The organism is Escherichia sp. F1, from assembly GCF_046764225.1.
GTDB classification, from domain to species: Bacteria; Pseudomonadota; Gammaproteobacteria; order Enterobacterales; family Enterobacteriaceae; genus Escherichia; species Escherichia coli.
Genome location: NZ_CP177202.1, coordinates 2,458,993 through 2,479,012, shown reverse-complemented (window position 1 = coordinate 2,479,012; position 20,020 = coordinate 2,458,993). Strand labels below are relative to the sequence as shown.

Here is a 20,020-nt window from a genome sequence, read left to right as displayed (position 1 = left end):
ATTCTCCCGGCTTTTTATTATTTAACTCTCGTTCAGCACACTAAACATCCCGTCACGCATTCCCTTAACCGCCTGTTTAACCTGATAAAGTTCCCTGCGCAGTTCCTGTACTTCGTTGTTATCCGCAAGCAGGATCAGGCAGCCTTCCGAGATCTTCACAGTAACGCCTGTGCCGATCTCAAATCCCGCTTCTCTCAGCCATTTGGCGCTGATTTTGATCACCGGCGTGTCGCTGCGGTTGGGCAGATGCTGCGCTGGCAGCACGACGGCAGAGCCAGACGTACCGTTACAACGCGCTGAACTCGGTCACGAAAGTGGTGTTCACCGGGGACCGGGGCGGTGAAATCCGCCACCGGCTGGCACGTGATGCGGCGGGCCGGCTCACGGCAAAGGAGACAGCCGATAGCCGTACGGAATACGTCCATGATGCGGCAGACCAGCTACTGGAAATCCGCCGCCGACGGTCGGATGCCGGGGAAACAGACGCACCGGAGATTATCCGCTTCAGTTACGACAGACTGGGGCGGATGCTGACTGAGGAGACGGCGCAGGGCGTCCTGACCCATCAGTACGATGAACTCAGCAACCGGACTGCCACCACCTTTCCGGATGGCAGAACGCAGCGTCATCTGTACTACGGCAGCGGCCATCTCCAGCAGATAAATCTGGACCGGGAGGTCATCAGCGAGTTCACACGTGACGCCCTGCACCGGGAAGTGCTCAGAAGTCAGGGGCGACTGAGCACGCGGCAGCTTTATGACCCCGCCGGGCGGCTGAAGCGCAGGGAGACATACAGCGGGATGCGCGGGGTGGTACCGGAGACGTTCACGGACCGGCAGTACAGCTACAGCGGCGAGGATGAACTGCTGAAGACGCGGCACAGCCGGCGGGGGGAAACGGATTACTTCTACGACCCCACGGGGCGCATCACGGCGTGCCGCTCGGAGGATGAGGGGTATCTGGCGAGCTGGGAGTACGACGCGGCGGGAAACCTGCTGGGGCGGCGCGCGGGGGAAAGGGCCACGGCAGAAAACAGCGTGGTGCCGTTCAACCGGCTGATGTCTTACCGTGGTGTGCACTACCGTTACGACGAATTTGGCCGGACGGTGGAAAAGGAGGGGCGGAGCGGCACGCAGAGTTACCGTTATGATGCGGAACACCGGATGGTGGAAGTGACGACAGCGCGGGGAACGTACCGGTATGTGTACGATGCGCTGGGGAGGCGGACGGAAAAACAGCACATCAGCCCTGACGGTAAACCGTACAACCGGACGGCATTTTTATGGGACGGAATGCGGCTGGCGCAGGAGAGCAGGCCGGAGGGAATAAGCAGCCTGTATATCTACAGCGACCCGGGGAGTTATGAACCGCTGGCGCGGGTGGATAAGGCGGGCAAAGAGGGCCCGAACCGGATACTGTATTTTCACACGGATGTGAACGGCGCGCCGGAAGAGATGACGGACAGTGACGGGAAAATCGTGTGGGAGACGGGGTATCAGGTCTGGGGTAACACGATACAGGAGAAGGACCACGGCAGGGTGGAGCAGAACCTGCGCTACCAGGGACAGTACCTCGACAGGGAAACGGGGCTGCACTACAATCTGCACAGGTACTATGATCCGGATGTCGGGCGGTTCATGGTAACGGACCCGATAGGGTTAGCGGGGGGAATAAACCTCTACCAATACGCGCCGAATCCGCTCTCTTGGATCGATCCGCTGGGACTGACTGCATGTTCCAAAAACGCGAAATCTTTGCGAGAGGGGCCTCAAGGAACCGTTGTCACAGTTAAATCAAAACAGGAAGCCCATGATTTATTGATGGAGGCCTTTCCTGATGCTCAAAAAGTAAGAGGGATCGGTTCGCAGGATGCCGCCGGTATTAGAAAAAAACATAAGATGGAACAATTTAAGAAAAGAGATGGTACTGTCCGTTATAGGAAAGATTACCCTATTGATTCTAATACTGGTCGTGTATATGGTCATGATGACCATAAAGGCACAGGGCATGGTTCTTTGCCTCATATAAATATTAAACGTTCTGATGGGACAATGGTGAGGATAGATATAGATGGTTGATTTGTCTATTGAAAAATTAATTGTTGCTATAGAGAATGGTAAGGTTAGAGGTTTTGATGAGATAAAGGAAATAAATGGTGAAAGTTATTTTTTCCAATATGCCATTAAAAAACAGGATGAAAAATACAATACCTATTTTTTCAAAATACCAGAAAATAAAATGGAAGTGTTCGAAGATTATGCAACTGAAGAAATTAGTGCGTTTTCCAATATAGAAGATGCTTTTAATTACTTTAAATTACAAGGTATTGATATTACAAAATTTTCTCCTATTAGAGGATTATTACCTTTTTAGATGATAAAGAAAGCCGGGAAGATTTTAAATCTCCCCGGCTTTTTTATTATTTAATTCTCGTTCAGCACACTAAACATCCCGTTCCGCATCCCCTTAACCACCTGTTTAACCTGATAAAGTTCCTCCCGCAGTTCCTGCACCTCGTCACTGTCAGCGATGATGGTCAGGCACCCCTCCGAAATCTTCACCGTGACACCCCGTCCGGTATCAAATCCGGCCTCTTTCAGCCAGTCGCCCTTAAGGTTCAGGCTGGGGTGTCGTGAGTAGTACGTGGTCATGTAGGTTTTGCTGTTTATGTGGCGGGCTCTGACATAGCCGACTTTATAGCGGCGCTGTGTTTTGGAAATGGCGACTTCTGGCGTAATATCGTGTTCAGCCATGATTAACTACCTCTGTTAGTTGCTTGTGGTGAGCAGATTGTCAGTGTTGGTAGCACTGGCAATCTGCGTTAAAAATCAGTGTATTACTCTCTTTTCCATGGAAAGATCACGTAACGCTGCTTTTTTGTACTAAATAATTCGCATTTTATGTTTAAAAATTGAGATATTCCTCATTACCTAAAGCTGTTTTTTATTGCTTATACATGATCAAATACTCTTTACATAATTAAGGAGAACAAAATGGAACTTAAAAAATTGATGGAACATATTTCTATTATCCTCGATTACAGACAAGCCTGGAAAGTGGAGCATAAATTATCGGATATTCTACTGTTGACTATTTGTGCCGTTATTTCGGGTGCAGAAGGCTGGGAAGATATAGAGGATTTTGGGGAAACACATCTCGATTTTTTGAAGCAATATGGTGATTTTGATAATGGTATTCCTGTTCACGATACCATTGCCAGAGTTGTATCCTGTATCAGTCCTGAAAAATTTCATGAGTGCTTTATTAACTGGATGCTTGACTGCCATTCTTCAGATGATAAAGACGTCATTGCAATTGATGGAAAAACGCTCCGGTACTCTTATGACAAGAGTCGTCGCAAGGGAGCGATTCACGTTATTAGTGTGTTCTCAATAATGCACAGTCAGATTCCTTGGAAGATCAAGACGAATGAAAAAAACAATGAGATTACAGCTGTTTCTGAATTTCTTAACATAATGGGTATTAAAGGAAAAATAATTGCACCGATCCAATGTGATACCAGAAAGACATCGCTAAGAAGATAGCTATAGACAGTTATTACCCTCCGTCAGCCCTTGTTAAGCGAGGAGAGACGTAATCTGTCCAGTCCCCTAATGCTTATAAAGCCCATCGATTTCGCCCACTTTCTTTCGCCCGGTATAACGCAGCGTCGGCATCTGAAATAATTTGTTCAGCCGTTTTTGCGGGAGCAGAACAGGTAATCCCCTGACTAACCGTAACGAATGCATTAACAGCAGATGCCTGATGTGGGATAGCTGCCAGTTTAAGTTCTTGCTTCACTCTGGCTGCTACCGTCTCTGCTTCCGGCAATGTTGCATTAAAAAGTATGATGGCAAACTCTTCGCCACCATAACGGACAACAACATCCTCCGACTGGCGAGTTGAACGCTGTAGAGCGTCGGCAACTTGTATTAGACAACGATCCCCAGCAGGGTGCCCGTAAGTGTCGTTGTAACGTTTAAAAAAATCGACATCCAGCATAATAAGAGCAAATGACCCGCCGTTATCCATCGCGTCGTGTAAGATACTGTTCATTGCACGTCGGTTTGCTATCCCAGTTAAAGGATCACGATGTGCTAATGCATCAAGGCGATTAATTAACTGGTTGTTATAACTGTTTTGTACCCATGCTTCTTCAAACCAACGTAACAAAATGAGTCGCCCACCATATAGCGCCAGTGAAAAAATACACCATACAACAGCAAAATGAATATTGATCTGTTGATTAAGCATAAGACTCGCTATTGGAGTGGTGAACCATAAGGGAATGACAAATGCGAGCAATGATGGGGTATGGAAATAAAGTGCGACAACGCCACTAAGCATTAATAATACACATAGTGGATAAGCAAACTGCAGCGTCCAGTACGCAATAAAGTGATAACTACACCATGACCATAGCAGGCTCAGGGCAACTAATAGCACCTGGATAGGTAATGTTTTTTGCCGAGGGATGAGTAGTAAACCACTGCAAATCAGCAGAATACCCGTTGCAGATATATCAATAGAATGTATAAGGCTTTTTTCATTTAACCAGGGTGGAGTAAGGTCATTAAACAGAACACGGCGCAGCAAAATTATCAATGCAAAACTGACATTGATAAAAGCAAACCATGGCAAACTAATCGTCATGCCGCGAATAACCATATCGCGGCGGGTTTTCCATGAGTGATGAGTTTTTCTTCGTTCAGCCATTTTTTAACCAAAAAAGGGCAGGATACCTGCCCGGTATGCAGTAAATTTATGGTGTCACTATATTGAACCAAAATTCAAAATTATCCATATAACCTAACAGCTCGTTGAGTTTTTCCTCATTGCCAGTAATTTTGACATCTCCTTTGGCCGTGGCTTCTTTCAGCGTCTCTTCTTTCAGTACAATTTTGTTCAATACATCACGAGACAGAGTGATAGTGGCATCAGCATCCGAAGCCTCTACACCAGCGGTATGATTGAGAACACCATTTTCAAGCTCCACTTTATAGGTGCCGCCATCTTCACCAAAATCGAAATTCAACACGGTTTTGGCATCTGCCGCTTTCTCACCATTAATATGGACGGCAAGATAATCAAAGAACATCTCCGGCGTCATCGCACGCACGGTGTCTGGGCTGGCAGTATTTGGTGTTGGTAATTTTTGTACGCCATTACGCAATTCCTGTGCACCAGTGAGATAGAAATTACGCCACGGCCCAGATTCAGCCTGATAGCCTAACTGCTCAAGCGCATCAGCTTCCAGATCTCTCGCTGCCTGGTTGTTTGGATCGGCAAACACCACCTTACTAACAACTTGGGCAACCCAGCGGAAATTACCCTGGTCATAATCCTGTTTGGCTTTCTGTAAAATGGCATCAGCACCGCCCATATACTCGACGAATTTTTTTGCGCCTTCTTCTGGCGGCAGTTCATCAAGCGTCGCGGGGTTACCATCAAACCAGCCGAGATAAAGCACGTAAGTTGCTTTCACGTCATGACTTACCGAACCGTAATAGCCGCGATTCGCCCAGGTGTTAGCCAGTGAAGAGGGCAGTTTAAAGTTTGCGGCAATTTCATCACGGGTCATCCCTTGATTAGCCATGCGCAGAGTTTGATCATTGATGTAACGATACAAATCACGCTGGCTTTTAAGCAGTTTGACCACGTTATCGTTGCCCCAGGTTGGCCAGTGATGTTGAGCGAGAATAATCTCGGCTTTATCACCCCACAAATTGAGAGCTTCATTAATATATTTTGACCACGGCAGCGGTTGGCGAATTTTAGCCCCACGCAGCGAATAGGTGTTATGAAGGGTGTGCGTGACATCTTCAGCGGTTTCGATCAGTTTCTTTTCTTCAATAAACCACAGCATTTCAGAAGGCGCTTCAGAACCTGGCGCCATCAGGAAATCATAAGTCAACCCGTCAATAGTTTCTTTTTGTCCGGTTTTGGTGATGTAGTTAGTAGGAGCAATCAACGTGACTGTTCCTGCTGAAGTAGTCGTTCCCAGTCCAGCCCCCACCTGGCCTTTAACATCAGGTTTCAATAAGTTGCCATACATATAACTGGCTCGTCGGCTCATAACATTGCCAGCCATGATGTTTTCGGAAACGGCTTCCTCCAAAAATCCGGCTGGCGCATAGATTTTAACTTTGCCTGATTTAACGTCAGCTTCATCAATTACGCCACGAACACCACCGTAGTGATCGACATGACTGTGTGTATAGATAACCGCCACTACCGGTTTTTTGCCGCGATTTTTGTAATAGAGATCCATACCCACTTTGGCTGTTTCTGCTGAAACAAGGGGATCAACGACGGTAATACCCTCTTTGCCTTCAATGATGGTCATATTTGATAGATCGAGATTGCGAATCTGATAGACACCTTCAGTTACTTCGAATAACCCGCTGATATTTATCAGTTGCGCCTGACGCCATAAACTCGGATTCACCGTATCAGGGGCTTTATCGCCTTCTTTGATAAAAGCGTAATGTTGTGGATCCCAGATAACATTCCCTTGTTCGCCCTTAATCACGTCTTGAGGGATAGGGGCAATAAAACCTTTATGGGCATCAGTAAAGTCAGTGTTATCGGCAAACGGCAACTGGTTGTAGAGTAAATTGTTTGCTTGTTGCGTGGCTGCGGTGGCGTCTTTAGGAGCTTCCGCCGCGAGGAGAGGTAAAGAACTGGTGGTGAATAATCCCGTTATTAGCAGACTTTTAACGATATGATTAAGCTGCATCTTAAGCGTCTCCAGAATGGATTTTTATTGGGGGTAATTACGGATGAAAATTTTTAGTGAGGGCAAGAATAACTATAATGGGCGTTAACAAATTGGCAAGCCGGGAAATTGATGTTTTCTTAATGGCATGTTGGCGAAGAATATATTCTGCAAGTTAACGTTTTCATTGGCGCTTTATTTAAAAGTGTGTAGTACAAATATGTACAATTTCAAGTAGGCATTATTGCCGTAAAAACGCATTACCGGACACACGACATTCACAACGTGTGTTAATTTTACTGACATCTTTCAAAAGGAGCACAATCATGCCGCACATAGACATTAAATGTTTTCCGCGTGAACTGGACGAACAACAAAAAGCAGCACTTGCTGCAGATATTACCGACGTTATTATTCGCCATCTGAACAGTAAAGATAGCTCGATAAGCATTTCTCTACAGCAGATTCAACCAGAATCTTGGCAAGCTATCTGGGATGCCGAAATCGCGCCCCAAATGGAGGCTTTGATAAAGAAACCCGGTTACAGCATGTAATGCTTAACCTGCCGTAACACGCTTGCCGCTGGTAACAAACGTGCCAGCACCTAAATGATGCAACGTATTGAGTTTGTCATCATCAAACTGCCAGCGGCCTTCGACAAATACTCGTGCGTCTGCCGCTGCAGATACCACTTCGCCAAATAGCGTATCGTATTTTTCTTGCGCGGAAGTTGCAGGTAGCAGGCGACACTCCATCCACGCCAGACATTTTTCCTCGACCAGCGGCAAACCAAGCACCGGGCCTCTCACTACCGGAATGCCGTAGCAATTAAATTTATCTTCTTCACGACCCGACACACTTCCCACCGCCCACGTCCAGTTAGTTGCTGCAACGCCCGGGATAACGATGCCAAACTTACCATTACGTTCAATCAACTCCCTGGTCCATGTCGATTTATCTACCACAATCGCCACGCGTGGCGGTTCAAACTCCACCGGCATTGACCAGGCTGCTGCCATAATGTTACGCCGCTGGGATTGCTCATCGAAACTGGTGATCATGACAGTTGGGCCATGATTTAACAGACGGCTGGCATGGTGTAATTCGACGGGAATGAATTGGCTCACGATATCGCCTCGCTATGAAGGGTGTTTTAAAAGCGTAGCTCGTAACGCAATAAGTAACGAAATTAACGGGATTGGCGATTTGCGAACGTGATGCATGTCCGCGATCGCACAAAATAGCCAGTGCGGCGTCTATTCCAGGTTATAAGTTGAGAAAACCACTAAGGGAAACGCCTGATGACGCCCATTCTGAATCACTATTTTGCCCGTATTAACTGGTTGGGAGCTGCTGCGGCCAATATTGATACGCTGCGTGCATTGCACCTGAAACACAATTGCACCATTCCGTTTGAAAACCTCGACGTTTTGCTGCCCAGGGAAATACAGCTTGATGATCAATCGCTGGAAGAGAAACTGGTGACAGCCCGTCGTGGCGGTTACTGTTTTGAGCAGAATGGCGTGTTTGAGCGGGTGTTACGCGAGCTGGGGTTTAACGTTCGCAGCTTGTTAGGGCGCGTAGTGTTATCAAATCCGCCAGCATTACCGCCGCGCACCCATCGTTTGTTGTTGGTGGAAGTGGAAGGGGAAAAATGGATTGCTGATGTCGGTTTCGGTGGACAGACGCTAACCGCGCCGATTCGATTAGTTCCCGAGCTCGTGCAGACCACGCCACACGGAGAGTATCGGTTGTTGCAGGAGGGTGATGATTGGGTGTTGCAGTTTAATCATCATCAGCACTGGCAGTCGATGTACCGTTTTGATCTCTGCGAGCAGCAACAAAGCGATTATGTAATGGGCAATTTCTGGTCTGCGCACTGGCCGCAGTCGCATTTTCGCCATCATTTGCTGATGTGCCGCCATTTGCCGGACGGCGGCAAGCTGACACTGACCAATTTTCATTTTACCCATTATGAAGATGGGCACGCGGTGGAACAGCGAAATCTACCAGATGTGGCGTCGTTATATGCCGTGATGCAGGAACAGTTTGGTCTGGGGGTGGATGATGCGAAACATGGCTTTACCGTGGATGAGTTAGCGCTGGTGATGGCGGCGTTTGATACGCACCCGGAGGCGGGAAAATAATTTATGTCAGGTTGCCGGATGCGGCGTAAACGCCTTATCCGGCATACATAGACCTGATAAGCGAAGCGCATCAGGCAACGGTTTCAGAATTCAATTGCCCATTCGGCATGAAACAAAATCACCGCTGTGCCAGAAATGGTGACTTTCTCCGGTTGGTTATCGCGAATTGTCACCGTTACTTCAATCACGCCGTCACGCCCCAATGCGCGCCCCTGATGGCCTTTAACACACAACACGTTGCCATCGTGGGGCAATACGTTGTGATGTACCAACCATGCACCCATCGGGCCATTGGCATTGCCAGTCACCGGATCTTCCACAATACCAATCGCAGGCGAGAACATACGACCGTCGGTTTCGTTTTTGCCTGGGCGGATCTGGAACGGGAAGAAACCATTGCAGCCAATCTGTTTGCTGATAGCGGTCAGCGCATTAAGGTCAGGCGAAAGGGCGTCGATATCCACTTCCGGTTTCAGTGGGATCATCACTTTTGAGTGTCCTGTGGTTGCCACCTGAATTGGCAAGCCTGGCAGAATATCGTCTTCAGTGAGATGAAGCGCGTTGATAATCGCCGCACGTGTTTCACCTTCCAGCGGCGGTTCAAAGCCCGGCGGACCTTGTTCCAGCGAAATACGATAATCATCGTTGTGCTTTTCGATAGTCACGCGATGTTTTCCTGCCAGTGACGTTTGCCAGATCGTGCAATTTCCTAAACCTAACACCTTCGCACGTACATAGTGCGCAGCTACTGTCGCGTGACCGCAAATCGGCACTTCAACCGTTGGCGTAAAGTAGCGGATGCGTACATCGCTGTCGTCGCTGTGCAGCAGAAAAGCAGTTTCCGAATGACCTAATTCGCGGGCGATAAGCTGCATTTGCGCTTCACTGAGATTATCGGCGGGGAAAACAACACCGGCAGAATTGCCGCGAAACGGTTGTGAGGTAAAAGCATCGACGTGGTAAACCTGCGGTTTCATTAACGTTCTCCTGTGACTGGAGAACTATCATAGCCTGCAAGTGGCCGGAGAGCGAAGGGCTATCCGGCCAGGGTGAAATTATCGCCGCGAACGCACAATCTGATACCGACGAGTAAAGTACTCAAACGGCGCGCTCCACACATGCACCAGTCGGGTGAACGGGAAGAGCAGGAAGATGGTCATTCCCAACACCAGATGCAGGCGGAAGACGAACGCTACGCCGTTGAGCATCTCTGACGATCCTCCACGGAAAGTGACAATGCTTTGCGCCCAACCCACCAGCTTCATCATTTCGCTACCATCAGGATACTGTGCTGAAAACGGTATGGTACTTAGCCCCAGCAGACACTGGATCAGCAAAATGCTCATGATGATAATATCCGGCGTAGTGGAAGTTGCACGCACGCGCTGATTAGTCAGCCTGCGCCACAGCAGTCCTGCGCCGCCAATCAACGTCAACACACCGCAAATGCCGCCGAGTACCATCGCCATTAGTTGTTTCGCTGCCACTGGCAAAAACCACGCGTACATCCAGTGCGGCGTTAACATGCCGAACAGGTGCCCGAAGAAAATCCCCAAAATGCCGATATGGAACAGATTCGACCATATCACCATCCCGCGTTTATCGAGCATTTGACTTGAGGAGGCGCGCCAGGTGTACTGCCCGTAGTCGTAGCGCAGCCAGCTGCCGAGGAAAAACACCGTCGCACAAATGTACGGGTAGATATCGTAAAAAAAGACGTTCAGATACTGAATCATTTCCCACCTCCCGCACTGATGTCGACATACTGCGGCGCGACATCCTGGCTAAAGCGTCGCTGATATTGATTAAGCGGCGAGCTGTCACACGCCGTGGCGTTATCTTCAATAAACTTCACCTGTTCCTCTTCCCACACCGCATCCAGTGCCTGGCGGGTGTCATCGCGCTCCTCACTGTTCACCTGTTTTGTGACACTGTCACTTGAAAGTGTACTTCCTGCCAGTTGCAACAGGGTGTCAAATAACGCGTACCACGGTGCCTCGCGTTGTTTTAAGCGTCCGCCAAGCAGGGCGAGGATCGGCGCAACGTTGAGCAAGCCTTCTTTCGCCTGATCGTCCGGCAGTACGCTTAAGTACTCCAGATACAGCGGCAGATAATCGGGCAGTTCTCGACAATCCAACTGCAGACCGACCTTTTCATACTCCGCCAGCAGGTCCACCATTGCCTGGCCGCGATCGCGGGACTCGGCATGAACATGTTCGAACAGCAGCAGCGATGTGGTACGTCCACGGTCAAACACTTCGCACCATTCGGCCTGTTTATCCAGCAGCGGCGCGTTAAGCAGGTTGCGGGTAAAATCCGTAAGCATCGGTGCGTCGCGGCGGATCAACGCCAGCGCGTCCTCCTTACATTCCCATAACAGCTCGTCCGGATACTCCATCAACAGGCCGATCACTTTGAGGATCTGCATTATTCGCCCTCCGCTTTGTCGCGCACTTCGGTGATGTTGATGGCATCGATACGGCTACTGTTGAACAGGTTGAATTTGCTGTCCGAGCCGTGGCAACCGTCGCCAAAGGTAAAACCGCAGCCATTGCGTTCTGCGAAGGCATCGCCCGCCATTTCCCGATGACTGGTTGGAATGACAAAACGGTCTTCATAGTTGGCAATGGCGAGGTAGCGATACATCTCTTCGACCTGGGCGACGCTCAGGCCTACTTCGTCAATGGCGCGGGTATCGGTAACGCCTTCCACGGTTTGTGAACGCATATAGTGGCGCATCGCCATCATCCGTTTCAGCGCCCGCAGTACCGGACCGGTATCGCCGGCACTCAACATATTGGCGAGATATTGCACCGGAATACGCAGGCTTTCGATGGCGGGCAGCACGCCTTCGCTTTTCGGCAAGCCGCCCGCATCAGCGTAAGACTGAATCGGTGACAGCGGAGGAACGTACCAGACCATCGGCAGGGTGCGGTATTCAGGGTGCAGCGGTAACGCCAGTTTCCAGTCCATCGCCATTTTGTAGACTGGCGAACGCTGAGCAGCTTCAATCACGTTTTGTGGAATACCTTGTTTCAGGGCTTCTTCGATCACTGAGGGATCGAGCGGATCGAGGAACACTTCGCACTGGCGTTCATAGAGGTCAACTTCGCGCTCGGTGCTCGCCGCTTCCTCGATGCGGTCGGCGTCGTAAAGCAGCACGCCCAGATACCGGATGCGACCCACGCAGGTTTCTGAGCACACGGTGGGTTGGCCTGACTCAATTCGTGGGTAACAGAAGATGCATTTTTCTGACTTGCCGCTTTTCCAGTTGAAGTAGATTTTTTTGTACGGACAACCGCTAATGCACAAACGCCAGCCACGGCATTTATCCTGATCGATCAGCACAATGCCGTCTTCTTCGCGTTTGTAGATAGCGCCGCTTGGGCAGGTCGCCACGCAGCTGGGATTGAGGCAGTGTTCGCACAAGCGCGGTAGGTACATCATGAAGGTGTTTTCAAACTGCCCGTACATCTCCTTTTGCATGGCCTCGAAGTTGCGGTCACGGGCGCGTTTTTCGAATTCGCCGCCCAACAATTCTTCCCAGTTTGGCCCCCAGATCACTTTGTCCATCCGTTTGCCGTCAATCAGTGAACGCGGGCGAGCAGTAGGGATATGTTTGCCTTCCGGTGCGCTATGCAAATGTTCGTAGTCGAAGGTGAAAGGTTCGTAGTAATCATCAATCTGCGGCACCACCGGGTTGGCGAAGATTTTGGTTATTACGCCCATCTTGCTGCCCAGACGCGGGCGGATCTTGCCATTCACATCACGCACCCAGCCGCCTTGCCACTCTTCCTGATCTTCCCAGTTTTTCGGATAACCAATGCCCGGTTTGGTTTCGACGTTGTTAAACCATGCGTACTCCATGCCTTCGCGTCCGGTCCAGACGTTTTTACAGGTCACCGAACAGGTATGGCAGCCGATACATTTATCGAGGTTAAGCACCATGCCGACTTGCGAACGTATTTTCATTTTTTCGCCTCCTGTACCTGATCGCGACCTTCATCATCCAGCCAGTTAACGTTCTTCATCTTGCGGATCATGATGAATTCGTCACGGTTCGAGCCGACGGTGCCGTAGTAATTAAAGCCCCAGGCCAGCTGCGCGTAACCGCCAATCATATGCGTTGGTTTCGGACAAACGCGGGTGACCGAGTTATGAATGCCGCCGCGCATGCCAGTTACTTCCGAACCAGGAATATTCATAATGCGTTCCTGGGCGTGATACATCATGGTCATACCCGGCGGTACACGTTGGCTGACCACCGCGCGGGCAGTCAGCGCGCCGTTGGCGTTAAACACTTCCACCCAGTCGTTATCGACAATGGTCAGTTCACGGGCATCGGTTTCGCTAATCCAGACAATCGGTCCACCGCGAGAGAGCGTCAGCATTAGCAGGTTTTCACTGTAGGTTGAGTGAATGCCCCATTTCTGATGCGGCGTCAGGAAGTTAAGTGCTTTTTCCGGGAAGCCGTTTGGCGGTATCTGGCGCATTTCACTGACGCTACGGGTGTCGATAGGCGGGCGATAAGCCACTAGGCTTTCACCAAAAGCACGCATCCACGGATGATCCTGATAGAGCTGCTGGCGTCCCGACAGCGTGCGCCACGGAATTAACTCATGAACGTTGGTGTACCCCGCGTTATAGGAAACGTGATCGCTTTCCAGACCGGACCATGTGGGGCTGGAGATAATTTTACGTGGCTGCGCCTGAATATCGCGAAAGCGAATCTTCTCGTCCTCTTTGTGCAGCGCCAGATGGGTATGTTCGCGTCCGGTGATCTCGCCCAGCGCCTGCCATGCTTTGACTGCAACATGACCATTGGTTTCCGGTGCAAGAGCCAGAATCACTTCTGATGCGTCAATGGCGGTGTCAATCAGCGGACGCCCCTGTGCCGGGCCTTCACGCTTGGTGTAGTTGAGTTTGCCGAGGAAATCGATTTCATCCTGGGTATTCCACGAAATCCCTTTACCGCCGTTGCCAAGTTTGTCCATCAATGGCCCGAGCGAGGTAAAGCGTTCATAGGTAGCAGGGTAGTCGCGTTCCACCGCTACAATATTCGGCGCGGTTTTACCCGGGATCAGATCGCATTCGCCTTTGCGCCAGTCGAGCACTTCACACGGCTGGGAGAGTTCTGCCGGAGAGTCATGCAGCAGTGGTTGTAATACCACGTCGGTTTCTTTGCCAAGATGGCCCACGCACACTTGCGAAAATGCTTTGGCAATACCTTTGTAGATTTCCCAGTCGCTGCGTGATTCCCAGGCCGGATCGACCGCCGCAGAAAGCGGATGAATAAATGGATGCATATCCGAGGTGTTCATATCGTCTTTTTCATACCAGGTGGCGGTGGGCAGAACGATATCGGAGAACAGGCAGGTACTGGACATACGGAAGTCGAGCGTCACCAGCAGGTCGAGCTTGCCTTCAATCGCCGCAGTTTGCCACTCGACTTCTTCTGGTTTGATCCCGTCGCTGGCACCGAGTTCCTCACCCTGAATCCCACTTTCGGTTCCCAGCAGATACTTCTGCATATACTCGTGACCTTTGCCGGAGGAGCCAAGCAGGTTAGAACGCCAGACAAACAAATTACGCGGATGATTGCTGCCCCTATCTGGTTGTTCGCAGGCCATGCGTAAATCGCCCGATTTCAGCGCCTGGGCGGTGAATTCTGTGGGGGATAATCCGGCCTTGTCGGCTTCAGCTTTAATCCCGAGCGGGTTACGCCCCAGCTGCGGCGCAGAAGGTAGCCAGCCCATACGTTCGGCGCGAACGTTGAAATCAATCAGATGACCGCTGTACTTACTGGCATCGGCGAGCGGTGAAAGTAACTCCTGAGCAGAGACTTTTTCATAGCGCCATTGGCTGGAATGATTGTAGAAAAACGAGGTGCTGTTCATCTGGCGCGGTGGTCGGTTCCAGTCGAGCGCAAAGGCCAGTGGCAACCAGCCGGTTTGCGGGCGCAGTTTTTCCTGACCGACATAGTGTGCCCAGCCGCCACCGCTTTGCCCGACACAACCGCAGAAGATCAGCATATTGATCATTCCCCGGTAGTTCATGTCCATGTGGTACCAGTGGTTAACACCTGCGCCGAGGATAATCATCGAGCGCCCATGCGTTTTATGGGCGGTATCGGCAAATTCACGGGCGATGGTTTCAATATACTGGCGCGGCACGCCGGTAATTTGCTCACCCCAGGCTGGGGTGTACGGTTTGATTTCAGCGTAATCTTTCGCGCTGTTTTCATCTTCCAGCCCGCGATCGAGGCCATAATTCGCCAGTACCAAATCATAAACGCTGACGACCGGACAGGTGTTGCCATCGGCTAATGTCAGGTTTTTAACGGGCAATTGGCGCACCAGGACCGGATTGTGTTTTACGCTGCGAAAATGCGGATTTTCAATGCCGCCAAAGTAGGGGAAGGCCACGCCTGCAACGGCATCATGTTGACCGAGCAGAGTTAACGACAATTCGGTTTCCGTAGCGGCGGCAATGGATTCCAGATTCCATTTGCCTTTTTCTCCCCAGCGAAAACCAATCGAACCGTTCGGCACCACCAGTTCACCTGCGGTATTAACCGCCACGGTTTTCCACTGCGGATTGTTGCTTTCGCCCAGTCCATCCACCAGGTCAGACGCACGGATCATGCGTCCGGGAACGTAGCTGCCATCGTCACGAGGTTCCAGCATTACCAGCATCGGCATGTCGCTGTAGCGGCGGCAGTAGTTGATAAAATAGTCGCTGGGATTATCGAGATGAAACTCTTTTAAAATGACATGGCCCATTGCCATCGCCAGGGCGCTATCAGTGCCTTGTTTCGGTGCCAGCCACTGATCGCACAATTTGGCCACTTCAGAGTAGTCAGGGGTAATGGCGATGGTTTTAGTGCCTTTGTAGCGTACTTCGGTAAAGAAATGGGCGTCCGGCGTACGTGTCTGCGGTACGTTAGACCCCCAGGCGATGATGTAACTGGAGTTATACCAGTCGGCAGATTCCGGTACGTCGGTTTGCTCGCCCCAGGTCATCGGCGAGGCGGGCGGCAGGTCGCAATACCAGTCGTAGAAGCTTAAACAGGTGCCACCTAACAGCGACAGATAACGTGTTCCGGCGGCGTAAGAAACCATCGACATCGCCGGGATCGGCGAGAAACCGGCAACGCGATCCGGGCCGTAAGTTTTGATGGTCCAGACGTTAGCAGCGGCAATCAGCTGGTTTAGCTCCTGCCAGTTGGAGCGGATAAAGCCGCCGCGTCCACGTACTTGTTTGTAGCTCAGGCACTTTTGCGGATCGTTCATAATCGATGCCCACGCCAGTACCGGATTGCTGTGTTGCTTGAGGGCTTCGCGCCACAGTTCAATCAGTCGTTTACGAATGAGCGGGTATTTCAGGCGGTTAGCGCTGTAGAGATACCAGGAGTAACTTGCGCCACGCGGGCAGCCGCGAGGTTCGTGATTTGGCAGGTCAGGGCGAGTGCGCGGGTAATCGGTCTGTTGGATTTCCCAGGTCACCAGACCATTTTTAACGTAGATTTTCCAGCTACAGGAGCCTGTACAGTTAACACCGTGGGTGGAACGCACGATTTTGTCGAACTGCCAACGCTGGCGATAGCTGTCCTCCCAGTCGCGGTTGCTATGCATCACCTGTCCGTGACCATCGGCAAAGGTTTCGCCCTTTTGTTTGAAGTAGCGAAAGCGATCCAAAAGTTTACTCATGACATAACTCCTGCTCCAGGAATGAATTGGGATCTGATGCCTTGTCGGATGCGACACGGTTGTAGCCTGATAAGACGTGTCAGGCATCGATCTCTTATTTTTGGCTGAACTTCCGCCGACCATAAACCAGCCAGGTCAGTAGCACACAAACGATGTAGAAGATTAAAAACACTTTCATCGCGCCCACCGGCGAGCCGGTCATATTGAGCGACATGCCAAACGCCTGCGGAATAAAAAAGCCGCCCACTGCGCCAATGGCTGAGATAAAGCCCAGAGCCGCCGCCGTTTCGGTGACGGCTTCTCTCTGAGCCTGCTCATCACTACCGCCTTTCATCTTCACCCGATAAATGGTTATCTGGCGAAAGATGACGGCGATCATCTGGAAAGTAGAACCACTTCCCAGACCTGCGGTCAGAAACAACCCCATAAATACGGCGTAAAATGCGATGAAATTACCGGAGCCTGTGCCCGGTAAGGTAAGGAACAGCAGGGCGCTGAAAATCGCCATAAAAATGAAGTTGATCAACGTCACCCGCACGCCGCCGAATTTATCGGAAATAGCACCACCAACCGACCGCGCGATGGCACCGATAAATGGGCCAAAGAACGCCAGGCGCAGAATATTCACATCAGGGAACTGAGTTTTCGCCAGCATGGCAAAACCCGCAGAAAAACCGATAAACGAACCGAAGGTGGCAAGGTAAAGCAGGCTCAGCAGCCAGAGATGCAGGCGTTGTAACACTGGCAGCTGGTCGGCAATTGACGCGCGTGAACTGGCGATATCATTCATCCCTGACCAGGCGGCGATCGTGGCAATCGCCAGTAATGGCACCCAAATCCATGCGGCATTCGCCAGCGACATCACCGAACCGTCGGCCTGCGGTACGCCATTGACGCCGAGAAAGGCAAATACGGGTACAAAAATGACCAGTGGTGCAACCAGCTGCATCACACTTACACCTAAGTTTCCTAATCCGCCATTAATCCCAAGTGCGCTCCCTTGTTTGGCTTTTGGGAAGAAGAAACTGATATTGCCCATGCTCGAAGCAAAGTTCGCACCTGCAAAACCGCATAGCAAAGCGATAACGATAAATATCCCAAAAGGAGTATTCGGATTCTGCACGGCAATTCCGAGCCAGACGCAAGGAATAATCAGGATTGCAGTACTAAAAACCGTCCATCGGCGTCCACCGAATATAGGCACCATAAAGGAGTAGGGGACACGCAATAATGCGCCAGAAACGGAGGGTAATGCGGTTAATAAAAAGAGTTGATCGGTAGTGAAATTAAAACCGATTTTATTGAGATTAACAGTAACTGCGCTAAATAGCATCCAGACACAGAAGGCAAGAAGTAGACAACTGACTGATATCCAGAGGTTTCTTCGTGCAATATGTTTTCCTTTATTTTCCCAGAAGGCTGGATTTTCTGGTTTCCAGTCGCGCAAAAGATAACGACTAGTTTTCTCATTTTGCAGTGCCATATTGTTCCTCACATGTACACATTGGTAATGAAAAAAAGACAAAACAGGAGGTAAGGCGCAATAGCCAGTTATTAGAATTAAGGATGAATTGGGTGAAGTGCTGATTGAAAGAATAGATAAGAAAGCGTAACCGCGGGGGCAGAATGGGGATTAAACAGACAGATATGTGTTACTAAATGTAACTAACAAGCTAACCATTAAACGGATGTTAAGCTATGTATGCATGTCATGATCCAACCCTTCAGATGATGAATCCAAAGGGTTTATATTTTTAACAAGACCAGACACTTATAGAATTAGTGATAATTTATTCACTAAAAAGGCCATGAACTGGAGGAAAACGTTCTGTCCAGAAAGTCTATCGGTTCCTCTCTTATCGCCTCATTGTAATAATCGTTATTACAGTAAGTATTGTTTATTTCATCTAAGGTCATATTTTTAATTTTTATATTCCTCTGGTTTACAAATTCTTCTGTTTTATAAGTATGTATATTATATGGGTTACATGCATTTTTAATATGATAGTGAAACAGTTCGTTATCCACATATACTCCGTCAGAGTGAACTTCAAATGCACCAGGCGAAAGGATTGCCAGGCCAGTATTAAGCTTAAGTGCTGGGGAAAACAAATTAAATAACATGAGCTGCATAGTAGGGCAATTGTTCTCGCCAGAAACATTTAAAAAATTTAAGTTTTTGCACTGTTTTATTATGGGGAATAAAGTTTCAATATCGGATGTATTCTTAGTGTCAATGCGGGATATTTTATTATTGTCCAGCCTTAAACTTTTGATAGATGAAAGATAAGTCAGGAAATGAAGGTTTATTTTTTCCAACTGATTGTTCGCAGCGTTTAATGTCTGAACATTGCAGAAGTTGCTAAAGAATATTTTAATTTCAGAAAGCAAGTTGTTGTTGATAAGTAACGTATTCAAGTTGGGAAATAAGGCATTATGTAAACTTGTTAGTTTATTATTGGATAGATCCAGAAGTAAGAGTTCATCTTTATTTCCTGCAACAATATCAGTTAATTGATTGTGGCTGAGATTCAGGTGCTGCAGCCTTTCGCAACATTCTAATTGCACAAACTCTAGTTGATTATGTGCCGCACTAAAATAAGTAATTGATGAAAGCCTATCTATATCAATATTTCTGAGAGAATTATTATTCATAGATATATGTGTAATGCTTACATTTCTGCCTTGAGGAAAATTTATTGACTCAAGAGCATTACTATTCAGACTAAGCTTTACGAGTCTATCGTAGTTGGTTGTATCAAAATGTGTGAGTTGGTTATTATCAAGATTGATAGAGGTGAAGTTTTGCAGCCCTGGTGGTTGGGTAGTTAAATTAAGTCCTGATAAATCAATGTCATTCTGTTTCGACAAAAAAGCACAGTTTATCCTTTTAGCGGCTTCGTTTCGGCATTCCGAACGATGGATTTCACCTGTAAGTATACGTTCTTCTTTCCATTGGTTTAATTCGCGCATCCAGTTAAGTTCATTTTTTTCTGGATGTTGCTGTATGGATTGTGGATTTATTTTATTAAATATTGAAGGGAATTTCATAACTGCTCCGTAGTAATGCTTTATTTTAATGATTTATTACCCTTGATAAATCAGGATGTGTTTTATAACTCTGTTGTAAAGGATTGGCTTAACCAATTATTGGATGTTGGACCAAAACCTAAGGAAGGTTTATCCTCATTATGAATATAATAACAGACGGGTGTGCCCGTTGGGTCCTTTAGCCCCGAGTGTGAGGGTAGAGAAGAGGAATTTGACTTATAGTCACCAACCCCGTACATGCGATGCATAGGCAGAATGGCTTTTAGTTCTGCGTCAGAAAATATTGTTTCTTCTTCTATTAAAGCGTACTCTCTGGAATAATATTTTGATCTATAACGAATAGACATTGAGTCATTGTCTTTTATATGATTTCCTTCGGAATTCTCGCTTACTTC

16 protein-coding genes and 1 pseudogene are annotated in these 20,020 nt (G+C 48.9%); 5 read left to right on the top strand and 12 right to left on the bottom strand.

Going from position 1 to position 20,020, the window contains the following annotated elements:
- Positions 1–21: 21 nt before the first annotated feature.
- On the bottom strand, positions 22–264 hold the full coding sequence (locus tag ACK8NJ_RS11925; RefSeq protein ID WP_000936139.1) for a SymE family type I addiction module toxin: 243 nt from the start codon (positions 262–264) through the stop codon (positions 22–24).
- Positions 265–317: 53 nt separating this feature from the next.
- Here ACK8NJ_RS11925 and ACK8NJ_RS11920 point away from each other — a divergent pair, with 53 nt between their 5' ends.
- The gene (locus ACK8NJ_RS11920; RefSeq protein ID WP_411962498.1) at positions 318–2,078 is read left to right on the top strand and encodes an RHS repeat-associated core domain-containing protein; all 1,761 of its coding nucleotides are present in this window, start codon (positions 318–320) and stop codon (positions 2,076–2,078) included.
- Complete coding sequence (locus ACK8NJ_RS11915; protein WP_000228044.1) at positions 2,071–2,373, top strand: hypothetical protein; 303 nt, start codon at positions 2,071–2,073, stop codon at positions 2,371–2,373. The genes ACK8NJ_RS11920 and ACK8NJ_RS11915 overlap by 8 nt, the downstream gene beginning before the upstream one ends.
- 50 nt (positions 2,374–2,423) lie before the next feature.
- Here the strand turns inward: ACK8NJ_RS11915 and ACK8NJ_RS11910 are convergent, their stop codons facing one another.
- Entirely contained in the window at positions 2,424–2,753 is a 330-nt protein-coding gene (locus ACK8NJ_RS11910) for a SymE family type I addiction module toxin (RefSeq protein ID WP_000807556.1), read from the bottom strand.
- Positions 2,754–2,993: 240 nt separating this feature from the next.
- On the opposite strand from ACK8NJ_RS11910, the pseudogene ACK8NJ_RS11905 reads away from it, so the two are divergent.
- A pseudogene (locus tag ACK8NJ_RS11905) lies at positions 2,994–3,544 on the top strand (ISAs1 family transposase); the annotation flags it as partial.
- Positions 3,545–3,618: 74 nt separating this feature from the next.
- Here the strand turns inward: ACK8NJ_RS11905 and ACK8NJ_RS11900 are convergent.
- Both ACK8NJ_RS11900 and ACK8NJ_RS11895 read right to left on the bottom strand, forming a co-directional pair.
- Entirely contained in the window at positions 3,619–4,668 is a 1,050-nt protein-coding gene (locus ACK8NJ_RS11900) for a GGDEF domain-containing protein (RefSeq protein ID WP_000236740.1), read from the bottom strand.
- A gap of 94 nt (positions 4,669–4,762) precedes the next feature.
- Entirely contained in the window at positions 4,763–6,739 is a 1,977-nt protein-coding gene (locus ACK8NJ_RS11895; RefSeq protein WP_001176573.1) for an alkyl/aryl-sulfatase, read from the bottom strand.
- Between the two features lie 305 nt (positions 6,740–7,044).
- Here ACK8NJ_RS11895 and pptA point away from each other — a divergent pair, with 305 nt between their 5' ends.
- Entirely contained in the window at positions 7,045–7,272 is a 228-nt protein-coding gene (pptA, locus tag ACK8NJ_RS11890) for a tautomerase PptA (RefSeq protein WP_001120147.1), read from the top strand.
- Between the two features lie 3 nt (positions 7,273–7,275).
- On the opposite strand, the gene ACK8NJ_RS11885 is transcribed toward pptA, so the two are convergent.
- The gene (locus ACK8NJ_RS11885; RefSeq protein ID WP_000077285.1) at positions 7,276–7,845 is read right to left on the bottom strand and encodes a flavin reductase family protein; all 570 of its coding nucleotides are present in this window, start codon (positions 7,843–7,845) and stop codon (positions 7,276–7,278) included.
- Positions 7,846–8,019: 174 nt separating this feature from the next.
- Here ACK8NJ_RS11885 and nhoA point away from each other — a divergent pair, with 174 nt between their 5' ends.
- Entirely contained in the window at positions 8,020–8,865 is an 846-nt protein-coding gene (nhoA, locus tag ACK8NJ_RS11880) for an N-hydroxyarylamine O-acetyltransferase (RefSeq protein ID WP_115424716.1), read from the top strand.
- A gap of 83 nt (positions 8,866–8,948) precedes the next feature.
- Here the strand turns inward: nhoA and ACK8NJ_RS11875 are convergent, their stop codons facing one another.
- From ACK8NJ_RS11875 to ACK8NJ_RS11845, 7 genes are all read right to left on the bottom strand, one after another.
- Entirely contained in the window at positions 8,949–9,842 is an 894-nt protein-coding gene (locus ACK8NJ_RS11875) for a PhzF family isomerase (RefSeq protein WP_097485362.1), read from the bottom strand.
- Positions 9,843–9,920: 78 nt separating this feature from the next.
- Entirely contained in the window at positions 9,921–10,601 is a 681-nt protein-coding gene (gene narI / locus ACK8NJ_RS11870) for a respiratory nitrate reductase subunit gamma (RefSeq protein WP_000617115.1), read from the bottom strand.
- Positions 10,598–11,293, bottom strand: coding sequence for a nitrate reductase molybdenum cofactor assembly chaperone (gene narW / locus ACK8NJ_RS11865; protein WP_001166367.1), 696 nt, complete (start codon positions 11,291–11,293; stop codon positions 10,598–10,600). Before narW ends, narI begins: the two co-directional genes overlap by 4 nt.
- Positions 11,293–12,837 (bottom strand): nitrate reductase subunit beta, encoded by a 1,545-nt coding sequence (gene narH / locus ACK8NJ_RS11860; RefSeq protein ID WP_000702569.1) that lies wholly within the window; start codon positions 12,835–12,837, stop codon positions 11,293–11,295. Before narH ends, narW begins: the two co-directional genes overlap by 1 nt.
- Positions 12,834–16,574 carry a nitrate reductase Z subunit alpha gene (gene narZ, locus ACK8NJ_RS11855; protein ID WP_411962497.1) on the bottom strand — a complete coding sequence of 1,247 codons (3,741 nt, stop codon included), beginning with the start codon at positions 16,572–16,574 and terminating at the stop codon, positions 12,834–12,836. The genes narH and narZ overlap by 4 nt, the downstream gene beginning before the upstream one ends.
- 94 nt (positions 16,575–16,668) lie before the next feature.
- Positions 16,669–18,057 carry a nitrate/nitrite transporter NarU gene (narU, locus tag ACK8NJ_RS11850; RefSeq protein WP_001207933.1) on the bottom strand — a complete coding sequence of 463 codons (1,389 nt, stop codon included), beginning with the start codon at positions 18,055–18,057 and terminating at the stop codon, positions 16,669–16,671.
- A gap of 314 nt (positions 18,058–18,371) precedes the next feature.
- A complete protein-coding gene (locus ACK8NJ_RS11845; RefSeq protein ID WP_328136461.1) occupies positions 18,372–19,625 on the bottom strand; it encodes a leucine-rich repeat domain-containing protein in 1,254 nt (417 codons plus the stop codon).
- Positions 19,626–20,020: the final 395 nt, after the last annotated feature.

Coding starts and splice junctions, on each gene's coding strand:
- narI (WP_000617115.1), bottom strand. CDS start 10,601: ATGATTCAGTATCTGAACGTCTTTTTTTACGATATCTACCCGTACATT.
- pptA (WP_001120147.1), top strand. CDS start 7,045: ATGCCGCACATAGACATTAAATGTTTTCCGCGTGAACTGGACGAACAA.
- narU (WP_001207933.1), bottom strand. CDS start 18,057: ATGGCACTGCAAAATGAGAAAACTAGTCGTTATCTTTTGCGCGACTGG.
- nhoA (WP_115424716.1), top strand. CDS start 8,020: ATGACGCCCATTCTGAATCACTATTTTGCCCGTATTAACTGGTTGGGA.
- ACK8NJ_RS11915 (WP_000228044.1), top strand. CDS start 2,071: ATGGTTGATTTGTCTATTGAAAAATTAATTGTTGCTATAGAGAATGGT.
- ACK8NJ_RS11895 (WP_001176573.1), bottom strand. CDS start 6,739: ATGCAGCTTAATCATATCGTTAAAAGTCTGCTAATAACGGGATTATTC.
- ACK8NJ_RS11900 (WP_000236740.1), bottom strand. CDS start 4,668: ATGGTTATTCGCGGCATGACGATTAGTTTGCCATGGTTTGCTTTTATC.
- ACK8NJ_RS11845 (WP_328136461.1), bottom strand. CDS start 19,625: ATGAAATTCCCTTCAATATTTAATAAAATAAATCCACAATCCATACAG.
- ACK8NJ_RS11910 (WP_000807556.1), bottom strand. CDS start 2,753: ATGGCTGAACACGATATTACGCCAGAAGTCGCCATTTCCAAAACACAG.
- narZ (WP_411962497.1), bottom strand. CDS start 16,574: ATGAGTAAACTTTTGGATCGCTTTCGCTACTTCAAACAAAAGGGCGAA.
- ACK8NJ_RS11875 (WP_097485362.1), bottom strand. CDS start 9,842: ATGAAACCGCAGGTTTACCACGTCGATGCTTTTACCTCACAACCGTTT.
- narW (WP_001166367.1), bottom strand. CDS start 11,293: ATGCAGATCCTCAAAGTGATCGGCCTGTTGATGGAGTATCCGGACGAG.
- narH (WP_000702569.1), bottom strand. CDS start 12,837: ATGAAAATACGTTCGCAAGTCGGCATGGTGCTTAACCTCGATAAATGT.